The organism is Microbispora sp. NPDC046933, from assembly GCF_040644635.1.
Lineage (GTDB): Bacteria > Actinomycetota > Actinomycetes > Streptosporangiales > Streptosporangiaceae > Microbispora.
Genome location: NZ_JBEYWW010000030.1, coordinates 1 through 19,567 on the forward strand (window position 1 = coordinate 1; position 19,567 = coordinate 19,567).

Annotated in this window: 19 protein-coding genes and 1 pseudogene; 8 read left to right on the forward strand and 12 right to left on the reverse strand. The window is 71.2% G+C overall.

Features of this window, described 5'->3' with window-relative positions:
- Positions 1-354 (forward strand): TIM barrel protein (locus tag ABZ857_RS32390; RefSeq protein WP_357050606.1); only part of this gene is annotated, 354 nt, incomplete at its 5' end.
- A 100-nt stretch (positions 355-454) separates the two neighbouring features.
- On the opposite strand, the gene ABZ857_RS32395 is transcribed toward ABZ857_RS32390, so the two are convergent.
- The 5 genes from ABZ857_RS32395 to ABZ857_RS32415 all read right to left on the reverse strand — a co-directional run bounded on the left by ABZ857_RS32395 (position 455) and on the right by ABZ857_RS32415 (position 4,331).
- Positions 455-1,900 carry an ATP-binding protein gene (locus tag ABZ857_RS32395; RefSeq protein WP_357050609.1) on the reverse strand — a complete coding sequence of 482 codons (1,446 nt, stop codon included), beginning with the start codon at positions 1,898-1,900 and terminating at the stop codon, positions 455-457.
- 38 nt (positions 1,901-1,938) lie between these two features.
- The gene (locus ABZ857_RS32400) at positions 1,939-2,433 is read right to left on the reverse strand and encodes an MSMEG_6728 family protein (RefSeq protein ID WP_357050612.1); all 495 of its coding nucleotides are present in this window, start codon (positions 2,431-2,433) and stop codon (positions 1,939-1,941) included.
- A 75-nt stretch (positions 2,434-2,508) separates the two neighbouring features.
- Positions 2,509-3,594, reverse strand: a complete 1,086-nt coding sequence (locus tag ABZ857_RS32405; RefSeq protein ID WP_357050615.1) for a Zn-dependent alcohol dehydrogenase — start codon at positions 3,592-3,594, stop codon at positions 2,509-2,511.
- 38 nt (positions 3,595-3,632) lie between these two features.
- Positions 3,633-3,827, reverse strand: a complete 195-nt coding sequence (locus tag ABZ857_RS32410) for a ferredoxin (RefSeq protein WP_191054189.1) — start codon at positions 3,825-3,827, stop codon at positions 3,633-3,635.
- 21 nt (positions 3,828-3,848) lie between these two features.
- A complete protein-coding gene (locus ABZ857_RS32415; RefSeq protein WP_357050619.1) occupies positions 3,849-4,331 on the reverse strand; it encodes a pyridoxamine 5'-phosphate oxidase family protein in 483 nt (160 codons plus the stop codon).
- 82 nt (positions 4,332-4,413) lie between these two features.
- Between ABZ857_RS32415 and ABZ857_RS32420 the strand changes: the two genes are divergently transcribed.
- Positions 4,414-5,043, forward strand: coding sequence for a class I SAM-dependent methyltransferase (locus ABZ857_RS32420; protein WP_357050621.1), 630 nt, complete (start codon positions 4,414-4,416; stop codon positions 5,041-5,043).
- Between the two features lie 48 nt (positions 5,044-5,091).
- Here ABZ857_RS32420 and ABZ857_RS32425 read toward each other — a convergent pair whose 3' ends face one another.
- From ABZ857_RS32425 to ABZ857_RS32435, 3 genes are read right to left on the reverse strand one after another with little or no spacing between them, the layout of a single operon-like run.
- Entirely contained in the window at positions 5,092-6,153 is a 1,062-nt protein-coding gene (locus tag ABZ857_RS32425) for a prenyltransferase (protein WP_357050624.1), read from the reverse strand.
- Positions 6,150-6,863: a methyltransferase domain-containing protein gene (locus tag ABZ857_RS32430; protein ID WP_357050627.1), complete on the reverse strand. Its 714-nt coding sequence runs from the start codon at positions 6,861-6,863 to the stop codon at positions 6,150-6,152. Before ABZ857_RS32430 ends, ABZ857_RS32425 begins: the two co-directional genes overlap by 4 nt.
- Before the next feature lie 59 nt (positions 6,864-6,922).
- Positions 6,923-8,164, reverse strand: coding sequence for a glycosyltransferase family 4 protein (locus tag ABZ857_RS32435; protein WP_357050630.1), 1,242 nt, complete (start codon positions 8,162-8,164; stop codon positions 6,923-6,925).
- Between the two features lie 265 nt (positions 8,165-8,429).
- Between ABZ857_RS32435 and ABZ857_RS32440 the strand changes: the two genes are divergently transcribed.
- Both ABZ857_RS32440 and ABZ857_RS32445 read left to right on the forward strand, forming a co-directional pair.
- Positions 8,430-9,455, forward strand: coding sequence for a GDP-mannose 4,6-dehydratase (locus ABZ857_RS32440; protein WP_357050633.1), 1,026 nt, complete (start codon positions 8,430-8,432; stop codon positions 9,453-9,455).
- A gap of 437 nt (positions 9,456-9,892) precedes the next feature.
- Positions 9,893-11,134 (forward strand): ROK family protein, encoded by a 1,242-nt coding sequence (locus tag ABZ857_RS32445; protein ID WP_357050636.1) that lies wholly within the window; start codon positions 9,893-9,895, stop codon positions 11,132-11,134.
- Here the strand turns inward: ABZ857_RS32445 and ABZ857_RS32450 are convergent.
- The gene (locus ABZ857_RS32450) at positions 11,121-12,320 is read right to left on the reverse strand and encodes a cytochrome P450 (RefSeq protein ID WP_357050639.1); all 1,200 of its coding nucleotides are present in this window, start codon (positions 12,318-12,320) and stop codon (positions 11,121-11,123) included. The two genes, ABZ857_RS32445 and ABZ857_RS32450, sit on opposite strands and share 14 nt — an antisense overlap.
- Positions 12,321-12,520: 200 nt before the next feature.
- Between ABZ857_RS32450 and ABZ857_RS32455 the strand changes: the two genes are divergently transcribed.
- Complete coding sequence (locus tag ABZ857_RS32455) at positions 12,521-12,865, forward strand: MmcQ/YjbR family DNA-binding protein (protein WP_357050642.1); 345 nt, start codon at positions 12,521-12,523, stop codon at positions 12,863-12,865.
- A gap of 18 nt (positions 12,866-12,883) precedes the next feature.
- Here the strand turns inward: ABZ857_RS32455 and ABZ857_RS32460 are convergent, their stop codons facing one another.
- Both ABZ857_RS32460 and ABZ857_RS32465 read right to left on the reverse strand, forming a co-directional pair.
- Complete coding sequence (locus ABZ857_RS32460) at positions 12,884-13,549, reverse strand: FadR/GntR family transcriptional regulator (protein WP_357050645.1); 666 nt, start codon at positions 13,547-13,549, stop codon at positions 12,884-12,886.
- 367 nt (positions 13,550-13,916) lie between these two features.
- On the reverse strand, positions 13,917-14,573 hold the full coding sequence (locus tag ABZ857_RS32465) for a TetR family transcriptional regulator (protein WP_357050648.1): 657 nt from the start codon (positions 14,571-14,573) through the stop codon (positions 13,917-13,919).
- Between the two features lie 209 nt (positions 14,574-14,782).
- On the opposite strand from ABZ857_RS32465, the gene ABZ857_RS32470 reads away from it, so the two are divergent.
- The 3 genes from ABZ857_RS32470 to ABZ857_RS32480 all read left to right on the forward strand — a co-directional run bounded on the left by ABZ857_RS32470 (position 14,783) and on the right by ABZ857_RS32480 (position 18,510).
- Positions 14,783-15,856, forward strand: coding sequence for an acyl-CoA dehydrogenase family protein (locus ABZ857_RS32470; RefSeq protein ID WP_357050651.1), 1,074 nt, complete (start codon positions 14,783-14,785; stop codon positions 15,854-15,856).
- Positions 15,856-17,028 (forward strand): acyl-CoA dehydrogenase family protein, encoded by a 1,173-nt coding sequence (locus ABZ857_RS32475; RefSeq protein WP_357050654.1) that lies wholly within the window; start codon positions 15,856-15,858, stop codon positions 17,026-17,028. The genes ABZ857_RS32470 and ABZ857_RS32475 overlap by 1 nt, the downstream gene beginning before the upstream one ends.
- A 66-nt stretch (positions 17,029-17,094) precedes the next feature.
- Positions 17,095-18,510 carry an FG-GAP-like repeat-containing protein gene (locus ABZ857_RS32480; RefSeq protein WP_357050657.1) on the forward strand — a complete coding sequence of 472 codons (1,416 nt, stop codon included), beginning with the start codon at positions 17,095-17,097 and terminating at the stop codon, positions 18,508-18,510.
- A 117-nt stretch (positions 18,511-18,627) separates the two neighbouring features.
- On the opposite strand, the pseudogene ABZ857_RS32485 reads toward ABZ857_RS32480, so the two are convergent.
- Positions 18,628-19,567: pseudogene (locus ABZ857_RS32485) on the reverse strand (hypothetical protein); the annotation flags it as partial.

Sequence of the window (19,567 nt, forward strand, 5' to 3'; positions counted from 1 at the left end):
GACCCGGCGAACTTCATCCTCGACTTCGCCGACCGGATCTACCACGTCGACTGCAAGGACGCCCGGGTCGCCACCCGCGACGGCCGGCGCGGCCGCCTGGCCTCCCACCTGGCCTGGGCCGACCCCCGCCGCGGCTGGGACTTCGTGTCCACCGGCCGGGGCGACGTGCCGTGGGAGGAGTGCTTCCGGGCGCTCAACCACATCGGCTACGACGGCCCGATCTCCATCGAGTGGGAGGACGCGGGCATGGACCGGCTGCACGGCGCACCGGAATCCCTCGCCTACATCCGCTCGCTCAACGCCATCACCCCACCGGCCGCCGCCTTCGACGCCGCCTTCTCCTCCGAGGGCTGACCTCTCTCCCCAGTTCTCGCGAGGCCGGGGAGTGTCCCGCGGCAGGGACACGACCTAAGGGCCGGGTGCGCGCTCTCGCCGCCCGGCCCTCCGGCGTGCCTCACCCCCACGCCGCGACCACGTCGCCGGCGCCCCACGCCAGGCCGACGCCTTCCACCGAGGGATGGACCCCGGACAGCGACACCACCGCGAGGCCGCCCGCCCCCGCGTCGAAGCCCGGCACCTGTACGGCGTCGCGGCGCAGCGCGGCCAGGTCGTGACCGTCGAACGGTGTGCCGAGCCACTTGATCGAGCCCGCGAACAGCAGGCGTCGTGCCACCGGCGCCCGGTCCGCGCCGACCAGGTCCACCTCCGGGGAGAACCGGCGGTTCCACCATCCGCCGACGGCCTCCGCGTCCGGCCAGGGCAGTTCTCCCGCCGCGGCGGCCATGCCCAGCGCCTGTCTGACGATCGGTTCGACGGCCCGCCCCCGCAGGCTCGCCCAGCGTCGCCGTACGAGTCCGAAGGCGAGATCCGGCCGCCCCCGATGCGAATGTTCCGCCGCGGCGCGCAGGACGCCCAGGTACATCCGCAGGTTGTGGTCGCGGATGCGGTACAGCGCCGGTTTTCCCGGCTGGACGGACAGCGGTTCGTCCATCGCCAGCACGCGCTTCTCGTCGGTGAGCCTACGCAGGAGAGGAGAGAGCGAACCGGACTGCAGCGGTCTCTCGCGCCCGCCCGCCGTCGCGGCGATGGCGGCGTGCGTCCGGTCGCCGCTGCCGACCGCTTCCAGCACCCGGCGGGCCTGGTCAGGCGACGGGAATTCCGCGAGCAGGACGGATTCGGGCACGCCGAACAGGGCGGACGCCGGATCCTCGCACTCCTGCCGGATGAACTCCAGCGGTGGAGTGCCGTGCGGCCAGGCGCGCAGGATCCCGGGCAGCCCTCCGCTGGCGAGGTACGCGTCGATCGCGTCACCTCCGGTCAGGCCCAGCGCCCCGGCGGTTTCCGCGGGATCGAGCGGGTCGAGCGCCATGGTGTCGGCGCGCCCGTAGAACGGCCGGTCGTAGGCGGTCAGCCGCTCCATCATGTGCAGGTCGCTGCCGAGCAGGAGCAGGAGAACGGGCTTGGCCGACAGGAGTCGGTCCCAGGCCGTCTGCAGCGCGCCGTCGAACAGGTCGTCCTGTTCCGCCAGCCAGGGCATCTCGTCCACGACGACGATCGAGGGGGTCTGCGGGATCACCGAGTGCAGCACGCGAAAGGCCTCCGGCCAGCTTCCGCTGGTGACGCGGACGACCTGCTCGGGATCGGCGGGCAGGCACGACTCCTTGAGTTCGGCGCAGAACGCCTCGACCGCCTCGACCGGCGACATCCCCTTGGTCGCGGTGAAGAAGAGGTACGGCACCTCGGCCTTGTCGCAGAACTCCTGCACAAGCCGGGACTTGCCGACCTGGCGGCGTCCCCTGATGGCCATGGCGGAGCCGGCGCCCGTCCGGCGGACCCGGTCGAGGCGCTTGTTCAGAGCGGCCAGCTCCCGCCGCCTGCCGATGAAAGGAACCGCACTCATCGTGCCCCTTATGTAGATGACATCTACGTAGATGCAATCTACACACTGCGGCGGGGTGGGAGGAGGGCGTTGACGCGGTCGGAGTCGGGCCAGACGTAGGGGAGGTCGTCGGGGTCTCCGGGGAACAGCGGGCCGTAGAACTCCGGGTCCTTGCGCAGCAGGGCCGAGCGGTGGCTGAGGTGGAGGGCGGGATCGCCGAGCCACGGCGGCAGTTCGCCCGCCTCCGCGAGGGCCGCCTGGGTGCGGGGCGTTCCGATGCCCCGGCAGCCGAGCAGCTCCCTGGTCATCGTCCCGGCGCAGGTGTCGGCGCGGCCCAGGTCGCACCAGGCCGCGACGATCTCCAGGCCGTAGCGGACCAGCGCCTCCTCGTACCCGGCCCACATGTGCGCCACCGGGTGGTGCCGCCAGCCGTACCCGGGGACGGTGAGCGTGCGCAGGACCTGCAGGGCCTCGACCCGCTGCTTGCCGAGGCGGAGCGGGTCGAGGACGCGGGCGGTGGCCGCGAAGTCCGGGTACGGCAGGAACGTCTGCATGTCGCCGCTCCGGCTACCCCGGACCCCCCGACATATCCCCTCGGGCAGGGAGATCTCCCGGCGGCAGGGGACGGCTCAGTCGAACAGCACGATCTGCCGGAGCACGTCGCCGCCGCGCAGGGCGTCGACGGCGTCGTTCAGGTCGCCGATCCTGATGCGAGAGCTGATCATGCTGTCCAGGTCGAGCTTGCCTGCCTTGTAGAGGTTCACGAATCGGGGGAAGTCCCTGCGGACGTCGGCGTCGCCGTACAGCGAGCTGAGGATGTTCTTGCCCTCGAACAGCAGGTTGAAGGCGGTCAGGGGCACCTGGTCGTCCATCGCGCCCGCGCCGACGACGATGACGTCGCCGCCACGCCGGGTCGCCTGCCAGGCCGTCATGATCGCGGCCGACTTGCCGACCACCTCGAAGCCGTGGTCGAAGCCCTGGCCGCCGGTCAGTGTGCCGAGGGCGTCCATGAGCTGGTCGGGGGTGCAGGCGTGGGTGGCGCCGACCTTCTTCGCGAGCGCGTGCTTGGACTCCAGCGGGTCGATCGCGAGGATCGTGGTCGCGCCGGAGATGCGGGCGCCCTGGATCACCGACAGGCCGACGCCGCCGCAGCCGACGACCGCGACGGTCGCGCCGGGGCGCACCTTCGCGGTGTTGAGCACCGCGCCGACGCCCGTCGTGATGCCGCAGCCGATCAGCGCCGCCGCCTCGTACGGCACGTCGGAGTCGACCTTGATCGCGCCCTGCCAGGGCACGATGATCTCCTCGGCCCAGGTGCCGCACCCGGCCATGCCGAACGCCGGGGTCTCGCCGCCGAACCGGAAGCGCGGCTCGGTGAAGCTCTTCATCATGTACGTCATGCAGAGGTTCGGCTGGCCGCCCACGCAGCTCGGGCAGTCGCCGCAGGCGGGCGTCCAGTTGATGATGACGTGGTCGCCCGGTTGCACGGTGGTCACGCCGTCGCCCACCTCGACGACCTCGCCGGCGCCCTCGTGACCCGGGATGATCGGGAGCGGCATGGGGAGCACGCCGGTGAGCACCGAGAGGTCGGAGTGGCAGACGCCGGTGGCCTTCACCCGCACCCGGACGTCGCCCGGGCCCACCGGGGTCAGCGTGAAGTCGTCTCTGATGTCGAGCTTTTCGTCGCCGACCGCGTGGAGAAGCGCGCCGCGCATTGGGGACCTCCTGGTGTTTCAGGGTTGGGGTGGCGCGGTCACTCGTCCTCGAGCGACAGCGCGGCCTTGGGGCAGGACCGGACCGCGTGGCGGACCCGGTCGAGCAGTTCGGCGGGCGGCTCGGGCATCAGCACGTGGAGGTTGTCGTCGTCGTCGACCTCGAAGACTTCGGGCGCCAGGCCCATGCAGACGGCGTTGGCCTCGCACACGTCGTAGTCGACCTTGATCTTCATTGCGGGTCCTCCTCCTGTGCGTCACGTCGCGCTGGAGTTCACGCTATCGCCGCCGAGCTTGCGGTGATCCCAGGAAACGGTGCGGACCGGCTCGACCACGTAGGCCACGCGCTTGCGCGCGGTGTGCTCGACGTATCCCCGCGCCTCGGGGCCGTCGACGGGCACGCCGGTCATCCGCCGGGTGACGTCCAGGCCGACCTCCAGGACGGCCGCCGGGTCGTCGATCAGCCGCGCCTTGCCGTAGACGAGCACGCCGCGCAACTGCGCGTACTCGTCCCCGGTCTCGATCAGGCAGCTCACCCGCGGGTCGCGCTCGATGTTGCGGGCCTTCTGCGACTTGGCGTACGTCCAGAACGTGACGCGGCCGTCGTCGAGTCCGTAGAACATCGTGACCAGGTGAGGCGTGCCGTCGGGATTGATCGTGCCGAGCTGGAGCTTCCGGGCGTCCCGCAGGAGCCCGGCGATCTCTTCCTCGCTCATCGCGATGCGGGCGCGCTGGTTCACGAAGCAAAGTAGAACATGTTCCATCAGGGCGGACAAGGGGCAGTCCCGAACATCGTTCGGCTTGTTGGGTAGGGTGCCCGTCATGGTGACCCCGATGCCCGACGACCTGCGCCGCGCCGCCGAGGAGGCGCGCGGGTTCATGCCGCCCGCCGAGGGCGAGGCCCTGTACGAGACCGCCTGCGCGTACGGCTCCCGCGGGCCGATCTGCGAGATCGGTACGTACTGCGGCAAGTCGGCCGTCTACCTGGGCGCCGGGGCGCGGCGGGCGGGCACGGTGGTCTTCACGGTGGACCACCACCGGGGGTCCGAGGAGATCCAGCCGGGCTGGCCGCACCACGACCCCGAACTGGTGGACCCGAAGACCGGGAGGATGGACTCGCTGCCGTTCTTCCGCGGCACGATCGCCGCCGCCGGCCTGGAGGACGAGGTGATCGCGATCGTGGGCGCGTCGGCCACGGTCGCCCGTCACTGGTCCACCCCGCTGGCCGTGCTGTTCATCGACGGCGGCCACTCGGAGGAACCGGTGACGGCCGACTACGAGGGATGGGCGCCGCACGTCATGAAGGGCGGCGCGCTGGTCTTCCACGACATCTACCCCGACCCGGCCGACGGCGGGCAGGCGCCCTACCGGGTCTACCTGCGCGCGCTGGAGTCGGGCGCCTTCCGCGAGGTGCGGGTCGTCGGGTCGCTGCGCGTACTGGAACGCGTCTGACGGCGCGTCCCGCCGGGCGTCTTCAAGCGCGGGCGGGCCGCCGACGGGTCAGGCGCGGGCGCGCTCGCAGCCGCACTCGCCGGTGATGCGGGCCTCCCGGCCGCCGGCGTCGCGGAAGATCCCCGAGCCGGGGGTCGCGCGGGCGAGGGCGTCCGCGGCGAGCACCACCGCGGCGGCCGTGTAGCCCGACCGCTCGTTGGGGAAGTGCCGCTCGTTCACGAACTGCCAGCCGGTCCAGTAGGAACCGTCCTCGTGACGCAGGTGCTGCATGTCGGCGAACACCGCCAGCGCGCGCTCCCGCAGCCCGGCGGCGTCGAGCGCGAGCACCAGTTCGCACGACTCCGCGCCGGTCACCCAGGGCTGGTCGGAGACGCAGCGCGCGCCGAGGCCCGGCACGACGAAGGTGTCCCATTCCAGGTCGAACCGCCGGGCCGCCGCCGCGCCGCGCACGGCGCCGCCGAGCACGGGGTAGTACCAGTCCATCGAGAACCGGCTCTTGTCGGCGAACGCCTCCGGGTGGTCGGTGATCACGTGGCCGAGCTGGTCGGCGGCGAGCTCCCAGTCGGGCTGCGGGTCGCCCAGCCGCTCGGCGAGCAGCGCCCCGCACCGCAGGCCCTGGTAGATGGACGAGCACCCGGTGAGCAGGGCGTACTCCGCCGGGCGCCCCTCGGCGTCGCGCTGCCACAGGATCTCGCCCCGGGCCGTCTGCAGGCCGATGACGAAGTCGAGGGCCCGCGCCACCACCGGCCACATCGACCGGGCGAAGTCCTCGTCGCCGGTCACCAGAAGGTCGTGCCAGACCCCCACCGCGATGTACGCCGCGTGGTTGGACTCGCCGGCCGCCTCGGCGGGCTCGCCGTCGCGGACCTTCATCGGCCAGGAGCCGTCGGGGCGCTGGTGCCGTACGAGCCAGTCGTAGCCCTTGCGGGCCTCCTCGCGCAGCCCGGCCACGGTCAGCGCCATCAGGCACTCGATGTGGTTCCACGCGTCGATGTGGCCCTCGGGCCAGGGGACGCCGCCCTGGTCGTCCTGGATCGCGGCGATGCTCTCGGCCGTACGGACGACCTGCTCGGCGGTGATGATCCCCGGAACGTCCGGCGCCCGCCTCATACCGGCTTCCGGACGTAGACCACCACGCTCTTGCCGATCAGGGGGTTGAGCACGGCCTCGGCCAGCCGGGTGGCGAGGGGGCGCTTCATGATGTCCCAGACGAGAAGCTCGTGGTACGCCTTGGCCAGCGGGTGCCCGTCGTCGTTCACCCCGACGGCGCACTTGATCCACCAGTACGGCGAGTGCAGGCCGTGGGCGTAGTGGTGGCCGCCGACCTCCAGCCCCGAGGCCTTCAGCTTCGCCTGGAGCTCCGCCAACGTATAAATACGGATATGTCCGCCGGGGGCAGTGTGGTAGTCCTCCGACAGGGCCCAGCAGATCCGCTCGGGCAGGAAGCTCGGCACCGTGATCGCGGCCCGGCCGCCCGGTTTCAGCACGCGCACGATCTCGCGCATCGCGGTCATGTCGTCGGGGATGTGCTCCAGCACCTCGGCGGCGATGACACGGTCGAACGACGCGTCGGGGAACGGCATGTCGAGGGCGTCGCCGACGACCGTGTCCCCGGTCGCGCCCGCGGGCACCTCGCCCTCCTTGTCCATGGCCGCGAACATGGCCGCCACGCTCTCCATCTCGGCGGCGTCCATGTCGAAGGCGACCACGTCGGCGCCCCGGCGCAGCACCTCGAAGGCGTGCCGGCCACCACCGGCCCCGAGGTCGAGGACGCGGTCGCCCGGTCCGACGGGCAGCCGGTTGAAGTCGACGGTCAGCACTCGGTGCCTGCCTTTCCTGGGTTCTGGGGAGTCACCCGGGGACGCTCATCGGGAGACGCTCATCGGGAGACGCGGTGCGCGGCGATGGCCTCGTGGTACGCCTCGACCGTGCGGCGGGCGACGACCGGCCAGGCGTACCGCTCCATCACGCGGTCGTAGCCGCGCCGGCCGAACTCCGCGCGCTCCTCGGGGGAGTCGAGCAGGCGGCGCAGCACGGCGGCCAGCTCCTCGGGGTCGCCCGGAGCGACCTGCACGGCCGCGTCCCCGACCACCTCGGGCAGGGCGCCCGTACGCGAGGCGACCAGCGGCGTGCCGCACGCCATGTGCTCGACGGCCGGCAGCGAGAACCCCTCGTACAGCGAGGGGACCACCGCGACCTCGGAGGTGGCGATCAGCTCGGCCAGCTCCTCGTCCGGGATGCCGTGCACGAACCGCACGCGCTCGTGCAGCGACAGCTCGTTGACGAGCTGCTCCGTGGGTCCTCCGGGGGTCGGCCTGCTCACCACGGTGAGGTCGACCTCGCGCTCGGTGGCGAGCTTGGCGACCGCCCGCAGCAGGGTCGCCACGCCCTTCATGGGCGAGTCGGCGCTGGCCACCGCCACGATCGAGTTCTTCCGCTTCGGCAGTTCCGGGCGGGGGTGGAAGAACCGCGTGTCCACGCCGAGCGGGATCAGCCGCATGTTGGACTGCGGCACGTTGAAGTCGCGGTGGATGTCGGCGAGCGACGACTCGCTGACGGTCAGGATCGGGCTCAGCCGGGGCGCCACGATGCTCTGCATGCGCACGAAGCCGTACCAGCGGCGCATCGACAGCCGCTTCCATCCCTTGGCGGCCTTCAGCTCGATCCGCCGGTCCACGCTGATCGGGTGGTGGATGGTGCCGACCACGGGGAACAGCCGCTGGATGCCGAGCAGGCCGTAGCCCAGCGTCTGGTTGTCCTGGACGACGTCGAAGTCGCCCCGCCGCCTCTTCAGCTCCCGGTAGGCCCGCAGGCTGAACGTCAGCGGCTCGGGGAAGCCGGCCGTCCACATCGTGGCGACCTCGAGCGCGTCGATCCAGTCGCGATACTCGTCGAGTTTCGGGGTGCGGAACGGGTCCTCGTCGCGGTAGAGGTCCAGGCTCGGCACCTTGTTGAGGATCACGCCCTCGTCCAGCTCCGGGTAGGGCTGGCCGGAGAAGACCTCGACGTGATGGCCCAGAGCGACGAGTTCGCGGCTTATGTGGCGCAGGTACACCCCCTGGCCGCCACAGGTGGGCTTGCTGCGGTAGGACAGCAGCGCGACTCGCAGCCTCTCCGCCAAGAGGCACCCCTTTCCAGCCGGATTCCAGCCGTGCCCCGGTGGGGCTGCTGCCAGGAACACTACCATTTGACCTTAGATGGGGTAGGTGAGGTGGAAAGGGTCCTCGCTCGACTCTCACCCTGCCCGACCTGGGGTGTTAGCTTACCTGAACGAGATTCGGTGTAACGCGTTCTAGTGACGGTCGGCTCGACGTATGCGGGCGGGGCCGGGCAGGGCGGTACATTCGCCTCTCATAGGCCAAGTTGGGCGCTACGAGGAGGATCCGTTGGCCAGGCGTGCGCTGATCACCGGCATCACCGGTCAGGACGGCTCCTATCTCGCCGAACACCTGCTGAGCGAGGGATACGAGGTCTGGGGCCTGGTCCGCGGGCAGGCCAACCCCCGCGTCCCGCGCGTGCGCCGGCTCCTGCAGGACGTACGGCTGGTCCGCGGCGACCTGCTCGACCAGGGGTCGCTGATCTCGGCGGTGGAGAAGGTGCAGCCGGACGAGGTCTACAACCTGGGGGCCATCTCGTTCGTGCCCATGTCGTGGGAGCAGGCCGAGCTGACCGCCGAGGTGACCGGCATGGGCGTGCTCCGCGTGCTCGAGGCCATCCGCGTCTGCTCGGGGATCACCGCCTCGCGCGGCTCGTCCGCCGGGCAGATCCGCTTCTACCAGGCGTCGTCGTCGGAGATGTTCGGCCAGGTCAGGGAGACGCCGCAGACCGAGCGCACCCCCTTCCACCCCAGGTCGCCGTACGGCGTGGCCAAGGCGTACGGGCACTTCCTCACGCAGAACTACCGCGAGTCGTACGGGATGTTCGCGGTGTCGGGCATCCTGTTCAACCACGAGTCGCCGCGGCGGGGAGCCGAGTTCGTCACCCGCAAGGTCTCGCTCGGAGTGGCGCGGATCAAGCTCGGCATGGCCACGGAGCTGCGCCTGGGCAACCTGGAGGCGCGCCGCGACTGGGGGTTCGCCGGCGACTTCGTCCGGGCCATGCACATGATGCTGTCGGCCGCCGAGCCCGAGGACTACGTCATCGGCACCGGGCGCACGCACTCGGTGCGTGAGCTGGTCGAGGCGGCGTTCGCCGCCGCCGGCCTGGACTGGGAGCGGTACGTCGTCTGCGACGCGTCCCTGCACCGTCCGGCGGAGGTCGACCTGCTGTGCGCGGACCCGAAGAAGGCCCGCACCCAGCTCGGCTGGGAGCCGACGGTGTCGTTCGAGGAGCTCGTGGCGATGATGGTCGAGGCCGACCTGCGCCTGCTCGCCGACGGCGGCGACCCCGAGCAGGACTCCTCCTGGGCCTGACATCCCCCGTTACGACGACAAGGCTCACCGATGCCCCGGCGGGGGCCACGCTGGGGGCTACGCGGAGGGAGAGCCCGGCTCACCGCCTCCGCGACCTTGCCGGTGCCGTACTCGGGACGGCGGAGGTAGGTGGCCCTGGACAGGTGCGGGCGATGCGCGAGGAGGTCGTGGCCTCAGGCACGGGTGAGGTAGTACAGGCGGAGCATCTCCCGGCTTCGGCGTCCACTGCGCCCGCAGAGGGCACATCCGGTGATCTACGTACGGGGGCGGGACGGCGTATCAGCGGCTGCCAAAATTGACATAAAACCTACCAATTGTGCATGCTTTTTCGCATGCGGCAATTGGACGGCCCGGTGTCCCCTGGTCGGGTGCCTCCTGTGTCTCCTGGCCCGGTGTCTCCTGGCCCGGTGTCTCGTGGTCTGGTGTCTCCTGGTCTGGTGTCTCCGGCACGGCGCGGGCACGAGCAGGCCGTGCTCGGCCTGCTGCGCGCGCACGGCCCGCTCAACCGGGGCGAGCTCAGCCGGCGGTGTGGCCTGTCGCGCACGACCCTCCACGAAACGCTCAGCGGACTGCTGGCCACGGGCGCGGTGGTCACGGCGGCGCCGGACGAGGCGCCGCGCGGCCGGGGCCGTCCCGCCGAGAAACTGGCCCTCAATCCCACGGTGGGCCAGGCCCTCGGCATCGACTTCGCCCGCCGCGCGGTGTACGTCGCGGCCGTCGACGTGACGTACGAGATCGTGGGCTCGGCGGGGGAGGCGCACGCGCCCGGCCTGCCGTGGCCGGACCGGGTGGCGCTCGCGGAACGCCTCGTCCGGACGGTCGTCGGCGGCGGGTCGTGGCAGGGGGCGCTCAAAGGCGTGGGCGTGGGCGTCGTCGGCCCGGTGGCCGGGACGCGGGACGGGACCCTCTCCGGCGTCGAGGCCCTGCTCCGGGAGCGCTTCGGCGGGCCGGTGCTGCTGGACAACAACACCAGGCTCGCGGCGCTCGCCGAGTCGACGTGGGGAGCGGCCGCCGGCGACCAGGACGCGCTCTATCTACGGCTCTCGTACGGCGTCGGCGGCGGGGTGGTGGCCGGAGGGGTGTTGCACCGCGGCGCCGACGGGGTGTCCGGGGAGATCGGGCACATTCCGGTGGACCCGGCCGGAAGGCTCTGCGAGTGCGGCGGCACGGGGTGCCTGGAGACCGTCGCCTCGGTCAGGGCGGTGCTCGACGCGTACCGCGCCCGGGGCGGCCGCGGCGACGACCTGCCCGCGCTGGCGGCCGCGGTCGAGGCGGGAGACCCGATCGCCCTGAGCCTGCTGAGCGAGGTGGGCATCCAGATCGGCCGGGTGCTCGCCGCGCTGTCCAACGCGATCGGGCCCAGGGTGATCGTCATCGGCGGCGAGCTGGCCGAGATCGGCGGTCCGCTCCTGGGGCCCGTCCAGGAGGCCCTGGACGCGGGCTCGGTGCCGATCTCGCGCCACCGGCTGACCCTGCGCCGGGCGGCGCTCGGCGACGTCGCCGGCGCGCTCGGCGGCGTCGCCCTGGCGCTCGGGGAGTCTCCGCTGCTGTCGCGCTACCCGGCCGCGGAGCCGTGCCTCGGCCCGGTCGGCGCGCGTGCCGGCCGGCGCGACGCGGCTCCGGCCCGGCCACGCCTGGCCCTGACCCCGCTGTCGTTGACCCCCGTCAGCCGAGGGTGACGGGCAGCGTCTTGATGCCGTTGATGAAGTTGGACCTCAACCGCGTGGCCTCGCCGCTGCGCCGGATGCCGGGCACGCGCTGGGCCAGCACCTCGAACAGCACCCGAAGCTCCAGCTTGGCCAGGTGGTTGCCGAGGCAGAAGTGCGCCCCGCCGCCGCCGAAGCCGATCTGCGGGTTGGGGTCGCGGCCGATGTCGAACTCCTCCGGCCGCTCGAACACCTCGGCGTCCCGGTTGGCAGACGCGTAGAAGACCACCACCTTGTCGCCCTCGGCGATCTTCTGGCCGCGGATCTCGGTGTCCGCCGTGGCCGTACGCCGGAACAGGTTGACCGGGGACACCCAGCGGACGATCTCGTCGGCGGCCGTCCTGGCGAGGGAGGGGTCGTCGACCAGGCGCTTCCACTGGTCCGGGTGCTCGAAGAGGGTCAGCATGCCTCCGGACGCCGCGTTCCTGGTGGTCTCGTTGCCCGCCACGATCAGCAGCAGGACGAACAGGTCGAACTCGTCCTCGGTCAGCGTCTGCCCGTCCTCGTCGGGCTGCAGGAGCCTGGTGACGATGTCGTCGCGCGGGTCCTGCCTGCGCGCCGCGGCCAGCGTGTGGGCGTACGAGTAGACCTCGAAGGCGGCGGCCTGCCCCTCCTCGGGGCTGGTGGAGTAGTCGGGGTCGTCGCTGCCGATCATGCGGTTGGACCACTCGAAGATCTTGTCCCGGTCCTCGACCGGCGCGCCGAGCAGCTCGCAGATCACGTACAGCGGGAGCGGCGCGGCGATGTCCCGCACGAAGTCGACCTCGGGCTTGCCCTGGACCTCGTCCACCAGCGCGTGGCAGATGTCCCGGATGTGCTCCTCCAGGCGCCCGATCTGGCGCGGGGTGAAGCCGCGGTTGACCAGCGAGCGGCGCCGGGTGTGCTCGGGCGGGTCCTGGTTGAGCATCATCAGCCGCTGGAACTCACGCTGCTCCTCCGGCATCTCGTCGAACAGCGCCAGCTTGCGGGCCGAGGAGAACAGGTCGGAGTGACGGGAGACGTGGACGACGTCCGCGTGCTTGGTGACCGCCCAGAATCCGGGCCAGTCGTCCTGTCCCTCGTGCCAGTAGACGGGCGCGTTGTCCCTGAGCCAGCGGAGCTGGTCGTGTGGCACCCCGCTGCGCGCGTAGCGGTCCTTGTCGACGAGGTTGATTTGCATGGCATCCACCTAATCGGGTTTGGCTGCCCTTGGTAAGAGGGACGATCACCCTGTCGGGGGCCGACGACAGTGCGGTCAAGCGCTTGCTCGACCTTGTTCTGAAACGTGTTCTATTACGCGGGCCGACGGCCCGTCAAGCGACCCGGAGGTGACGGGTCGCTGCCGCCGTCCTGTCAGTGGGCTCTGGTACGACTGGGCGCATGGGTGTGAGCGTCGAGGAGTTCCTGGCCATGCTGGACCGGTTGCCCGAGGTCCGGCAGGGCGAGGGCGGCGACTGGGTCTCGTTCAAGGTGCGCGGCAAGGGATTCGGCTACCTGTGGGAGCGGACCGAGACGGTGGGCCTCAAGGCGACGATCGAGGAGCAGATCGCGCTGGTGGCCGAGCGGCCCGAGGTGTTCGAGCCGCAGTTCACCGCCGGGCGTTTCGGCTGGGTCGTGGTCCATCTAGAGAAGATCGACCCGGACGAGCTGTTCGAGCTGGTCACCGAGGCGTGGTGCCTCACCGCGCCGAAATCCCTCGTCGAGGCGCACGAGTCCCGCTCCTAGTGCGCGGTCCGCGCACGTTCACCGGCGGAGCCACTCCTCGACGCCCGCGATGTGGACGGTGGCCCAGGCTTCGGCGATTTCCGGCCGGCGGCCCGCGATGGCCTCGTAGATGGCACTGTGCTGCGCCCGCGTCGTCTCGGCCGCGCCCTCCTGGGTGAGACCGCGCCAGATGCGGGCCCGCGCGGTCGGGCCGGAGATGCTTTCGATGAGCGAGCCGAGCACGGGGTTGCCGGAGCCCTCGGCGATCCGCTGGTGGAACCGCAGGTCGTTGGTGACGAAATCCTCCGTGCTCGGCTGCTCGGGGAACGCGTCCAGGATGTCACGCAGCTCGGCGATGTCCCCGTCGGACATCCGCGTCGCTGCCATCGCGGTGGCCGCGGGTTCGAGGATGCGCCGCACCTCGAAGAACTGCAGGACCGTGTCGTCCTGGTGGAAGTCGACCACGAACGACAGGGCGTCCAGCAGCAGGCTCGGCTCCAGGCTGGTGACGTAGGTGCCGTCGCCCTGCCGCACGTCGAGCACGTTGATCAGGGCGAGCGCGCGTACGGCCTCCCGCAGGGAGTTGCGCGACAGCCCCAGCCGCTCGGCCAGGTCCGCCTCCCGGGGCAGCCGGTCGCCCGGACCCAGCTCGCCCGACAGGATCATGTCCTTGATCCTGCTGATCGCCGCGTCGGTGACCGCCACGCCCCGTCTCCCTGCCGCGCGCTTTCGTCCGGGGCCGCGCTCAGCCCGTTCCCGGGGGAATTGTACGGCCAGGTCCTGATCACCCCTGTGGGAACGGGCCCCCTGGATCCGGCGCCCGTTTCGTGCGCTCGACATGTGAAGGGGGCGTTGGCGGCCGGATCGCCCGGTTCTGTCATCCTTGAGAAGATCAGAGGCGGGCGCGCCGCCGCCGTCACATTGGAATTGAATCCAATAGAGCTGGAACCTGTTCTATCCGCATAACCCCGATTGGGTGAACGCGATAGATCTGACTCGATGATCTTACCGGCTGTTATGTGACGGTCGATGACGTGATGCGGGAAAACGCGGTCATCAATAGAAGGAAAATCTAGAAACCCGCCAGTAGCCGCTCGGCGGCGATCTCGATGCGGTGCTGGATCTGCTCGTAGGTGCGCCGCCCGCGCAGCATCTCCAGCAACTCCTGCACCCAGACTCCCGCGAGGGAGCCCGTGAGCGCGAGCTGGTCCTCTGCGGGAAGGTCCACCGTCCGGCCGTCGGTGGCGACGCGCAGCAGCAGGCTCGCCATCCGGTCGCCGAACGGCGCCTCCACCTCCGCCATGATCAGGGAGCGGATGAGCGCGTCGGCGAGTTCCGGTTCGCGCATCAGGCCCCGGGTGGCCCGCATGAGCACGTCGACCGCGCGGCCGGCGGGCAGGGTGGCGTGTGGGGGGCGCCGCTCGATGCTGGATTCCAGCAGGTCGATCTCCTCGCCGACCACCGCCACAACCAGGTCCATCTTCGAGGGGAAGTAGCGGTAGAGCGTTCCCAGGGCGACGCCCGCGCGCTCGGCGACCGTGCGCATCTGCATCGCCTCGACGCCTCCGCGGGAGGCGAGGGCGGCCGCCGCCTGGACGATGCGCCGGCGCCGTTGGTGCTGGCTCCGGGTGCGCACCCCGGGGGTGGCCGGGGCCGGATGGCTGTCCGTGCCCGAGGGGCCTTCGGGAAGCGGTGGTAGAGAGTCGGCGACTGCATGCGAAGTGCGCATAGGAACACGTTATCTGATTTCCGCTCCTTCCGGATGGTTACCCGCCAGTCACAAAAGCGCTGGCGGGTATATGACTTTCGCGTTTCGGCCGCGTGTCGTCGCCGGTTCATGAGCCCCCCTCTGGACAGAGATTAGAATCCGTTCTAGTTTGCGGTTCTGGACGGGGATCTCGCCCCGCAGGCAGGTCCGTGGAACACGCGGGAGGTCCGGTGGACTTCGATCTCGACGAGACCCATGCGGAGTTGCGGTCGCTGGCCGCGTCGGTGCTGGACCGGGAGGCGGACCAGGCCAGGATCGAGGCGCACGAGCGAGGCGGCCGGCCGTACGACGCGGGGGCGTGGAAGGCGCTGGCGCAGGCGGGCCTGCTCGGCGCGTGCCTGCCGCCCGAGGCGGGCGGGGCCGGGCTCGGCCCGCTCGCGATGGCGGTGATCCTGCGTGAGGCGGGAGCCCGCATCGCGCCGGTCCCCGCGCTGCCCGGCCTGATCGCCGCGCTGACCGTCGCCGGGCACGGGACGGACGCCCAGCGGCGGGCGCTCGCGCCGTTCGGCGAGGGGGAGGCGGTGCTGACCGTCGCCTTCCGCGAGGCGGGGGCGGGTCCGGGCGATCCGCCGGCCGCGGTCGCCAGGGACGGGAGGATCACCGGGCGGCCCGGAATCGTCCCGTACGCCGCCGAGGCGTCGGCCATCCTCGTCCCCGCGCGTAGCGGGTTCGGAGGCGAGGCCGCACTGTTCCTCGTACGGCCGGGGGACGCGCAGGTGCGGCCGGTCCCGACGGCGACGGGGGAACCCGCGGCCGTGGTCATCCTGGAGGACGCGCCGGGCGAGATGGTGGGGGAGCCGGACGGCGCGGCCGTCGCCGCGCTGCGGCTGAACACCCTGGCCGCCGTGACCGCGACCGCCTCCGGGGTCCTCGCGGGCGCGCTCGCGCTGACCAAGGGACACATCGCCACGCGCAGGCAGTTCGACCGGGTGCTCGCCGAGTTCCAGGCCGTGACCATGCAGATCGCCGACGTCTACATCGCCTCGCGCGCGCTCGACGTCGCCATGTGGACGGGCGTGTGGCGCCTGGCCGAGGGGCTGCCCGCGGAGCGGGACCTGGCCGTCGCCGCCTACAACGCGGCCGCGGATGCCGTACGGGCGCTCTACACCTGTCAGCACCTGCACGGCGGCATCGGCCTCGACCTGACCTATCCGCTGCATCGTTACTTCGGCCTGGGCAAGCACCTCGCCCATCTGCTCGGCGGCGAGCAGGCCCAACTCGACCTGATCGGAGCCCTGGTCTGATGTTCATCGAACTGACGGCGGAGCAGCGGCGGCTCCGCGACGACCTGCGGGACTACTTCGCGTCCTGCCTGACCGCCGAGCAGCGCGCCGAGATCGGCCGCGACCCGTTCGGCGAGGCGTACATGGCGCACTGCCGCAGGCTGGGCCGCGACGGCAAGCTCGGCCTCGGATGGCCGAAGGAGTACGGCGGGGGCGGCTACGGCCCGGTCGAGCAGCAGATCTTCGCCAACGAGGTCACCCGGGCCGAGGTGCCGTACCCCCTGATCACGCTGCAGACGGTCGGCCCGACGCTGATGCGGTACGGCACGGACGCGCAGAAGCGGTTCTTCCTGCCGCGGATCCTCGCCGGAGAGTGCCACTTCGCGATCGGCTACAGCGAGCCGGAGGCGGGCACCGACCTGGCCTCGCTGCGGACGACGGCGGTGCCGGACGGCGACCACTACGTGGTCAACGGGCAGAAGCTGTTCACCTCGGGCGCGCACCACGCCGATTACGTCTGGCTGGCGGCGCGCACCGATCCGGCGGCGAAGAAACACCGCGGGATCACCATGATGATCGTCGACTGCACGGATCCCGGATTCTCCTGGACGCCGATCATCACGATGGACGGCCGTCACCACACCAACGCGACGTACTACTCGGACGTGCGGGTCCCGCTCGACATGGTCGTCGGCGAGGTGGACAAGGGCTGGGACCTGATCGTCAGCCAGCTCAACCACGAACGCGTCACGCTCGGGCCCGCCGGCAACATCGGGCACACTCTCGACCGTTTCGCCCACTGGGCGAAGACCAACCGGGGGCGCGACGGCACGCCGCTGTGGGAGCACCCCGAGGTCCGGCGGTCCGTGGCCGAGGTGTACGCGTACTTCCGCACGAACGAGCTGCTGAACTGGCAGGTGGCGGCGTCGATGGACCTCGGCTGGCTGGGCGCGCCCGACGCGTCGGCGACCAAGATCTACGCCTCCGAGCGGGTGCAGGACGTCGGCCGGATCGTCGGTGACACGCTGGCCCGCTTCGGCGATCCGTACGACGAGGAGACGCGCGACCTGATCGAGCGGGTGGACCGGGGCGTCAAGGGCGCGCTCGTGCTCACGTTCGGCGGCGGCGTCAACGAGGTCCAGCGCGAGTTGATCGCCATGCTGGGCCTCGGGCTGCCCAAACCGCCGCGCTGATCCGGAGAACCAGGGGCTGCACCGAGATCCAACCGAATCGCAAGCCATGATCTCGATCGTGGCGTCATGCGTGTGAACAAGATTGCGTGGTCGGCGGCCCTGCTCGCCCTGACCGCGGTCATCACCTCTCCCGCCCCGCCTGCGGCCGGCGCGGTGGCCGGCGACAGCAGGGATTTCGACGGCGACGGTTACCAGGACGTGGCCGCCGGCGTCTACGTGGCGTCCGGTGCGCCCAACGGAGGCGCCGTGATCCTGCGCGGTGGGCCGGACGGGATCGCCGGCTACACGGTGCGCCGCCCTCCGGAGAACTGCACCCCCGACTGCTACGGGTCCGGCGAGGTCGTGGCCGCCGGCGACCTCGACGGCGACGCCAGACCGGAGCTGATCTTCAGCAACAGGAAAGGGTATCTGCAGATCGACTCCTGGAAGTCGGATCAGGTCCAGACGACCTACTCCGGGCAGGGCCCCGGCGACCGCATATGGGATCTCAGGGCCGGGCAGTTCGACGGCCAGCCGGGCGGCGACATCGTCGGCATCCAGAACACCTACGTCATGGGGAGGACCCAGGTCCATGCTGTCTCCCAGCTGATCTCCCGGCTCAACGGCGGCGGGTGGACCAGCAAGCGCCTCTACGACGGGCCTGTCGAGGTCCTCTCGATGGCCACCGGCGACGTGCACGGCAGCGGCAGGCGGCAGGCGGCGATGATCATCCGCAGGTGGGTGGACGATCAGCCGGAGTCCCCCTACCTGTGGCTGACGGACGACCTGACCAAGGATCCGGTGACGTTCGAGGACGGCCTGTGGGCCTGGGGCGCCCTGTGCACCACCGAGAACAGGGACGTGCTGGGCTGCCCGAAGAAGGACTCCCAGGTGGCGATGGGCGACGTGAACGGCGACGGGCGGCTGGACGTGGTGATGGTCACCCCGAGCACGCGCGGTCTGCAGGTGTGGTACGGCTCGGCGTCGGGATTCTCCATGTTCCCCGGGTTCTCCAAGCACGACCTCAAGTGGATCGACCCCGGACTCGCTGGCGACCTGGCTCTGGGTGACGTCAACGGCGACGGCGCCGACGACATCGTCCTGGGCTCTCCCGGCGCCACCGTCGCGGGGCAGGCGAAAGCGGGCCAGATCGTGGTCGTCCCCGGATCTCCGAACCCGGCCCGCGGGCCGGAGATCGACGCGGTGACGATGATCAACGAGGACCGCATGAGCTCCCCCGAGGACCCCGCCACCGACCCCATCGGTGAGGTGTCCCAGGAAGGCGACCGCTTCGGCGCAACCGTGAGGGTGCTGGACGTGACCGGCGACGGCAAGGCCGAGATCATCGTCGGCGCCCCGGGCAAGGACAACGAGAAGGGCATGCTCGTCGTCCTGCGCGGATCGGACCACGGAGTCTCCGGCAGCGGCACCCAGGTCTTCCGCGCCGCTCAGCTGGGTCTCGGCTCATCGAGTATCAACTTCGGCGCGTTCCTGGCCCGTTGAGCTCCTGAGGCGTCACCCGGCGGAAGGGGAGAAGCGGCGCGGCTTCTCCCCTTCCCTCATGGAACGGCTCGGATCACCTCGGGGATGTGGCCGAAGCCCGCGTGGCGTTCTCCGGGCTCAGGGCGTGAACACCGTCGGCACGTTGAAGAAGACGATCAGAGCGATGATCAGGCAGATCAGGATGCCGACGACTTCCCACAGCCAGTCGTAGTGCCGGTGGCCCTTCACGCGCCGGCCCCTGCTCGCGGCGTTGCCGCCGCCGGACGGCTTGCCGGCGTGCTTGCTGCCCGTGTTCTTGTTCGCCGTGTTCTTGTTCGCCGTGTTCTTGTTCGCGGTGTGCTTGTTCGCGGTGCGCTTGCGGCTCGAACGGCGGGAGGGGGCGGGCGGAGGGACGGGGACCGCCACGACGGCCGGGTGGACCAGGGCGTCCGTCTCCGTCGCGGACACCTCGGCGGCGCGCTCGCCGTCCGCCTCCGCCGCCGGTGGCGCGTCCGAGACCTCCTCGGCCGGGCGGAACGGCTCGACGGGCTGCTCGCTGGGTTGCTCGGCGGGTTGCTCGGCGGGCTGCTCGGCGGGCTCGGCCTCCCGGGGCGCGGGCGCGAACACGTCCATGGGAGGAGCGGCCGGGAAAAGCGACTCGGAGGGCGGTGCCGGCGGAACGTCGTCGGACGGTTCCTCGGTCCGGGGGAAGCCGGACGGTTCGTCAGTCCGCGCGAAGTCGGACGGCTCCTCGGTGCGCGGGAAGGCGCCAGTGGGCTCGGCCTGCCGCGACGCGCCGCCCGCTTCCGCCGTACGGAAGGCGTCGAAGGGCACGGCGAAGCGGAGCGTGTCGAACAACGCGTCCAGCGGCTCCGCCGGACGGAACGCGCTGGGAGTCCCGAAGGGGTCGAACGGTTCAGTGGGGCGCGGTGTGCCGCTGGCGCCGAAGGGATCGAATGGTTCCGCCGGGCGAGGCGCGCTGGAGGTCCCGAAGGCGTCGAAGGGCTCCGCGGGGCGCGGGGCGGTGCCGAAGGCGTCGAACGGTTCGGTGGGGCGGGGTGTGCCGGAGGTCCCGAAG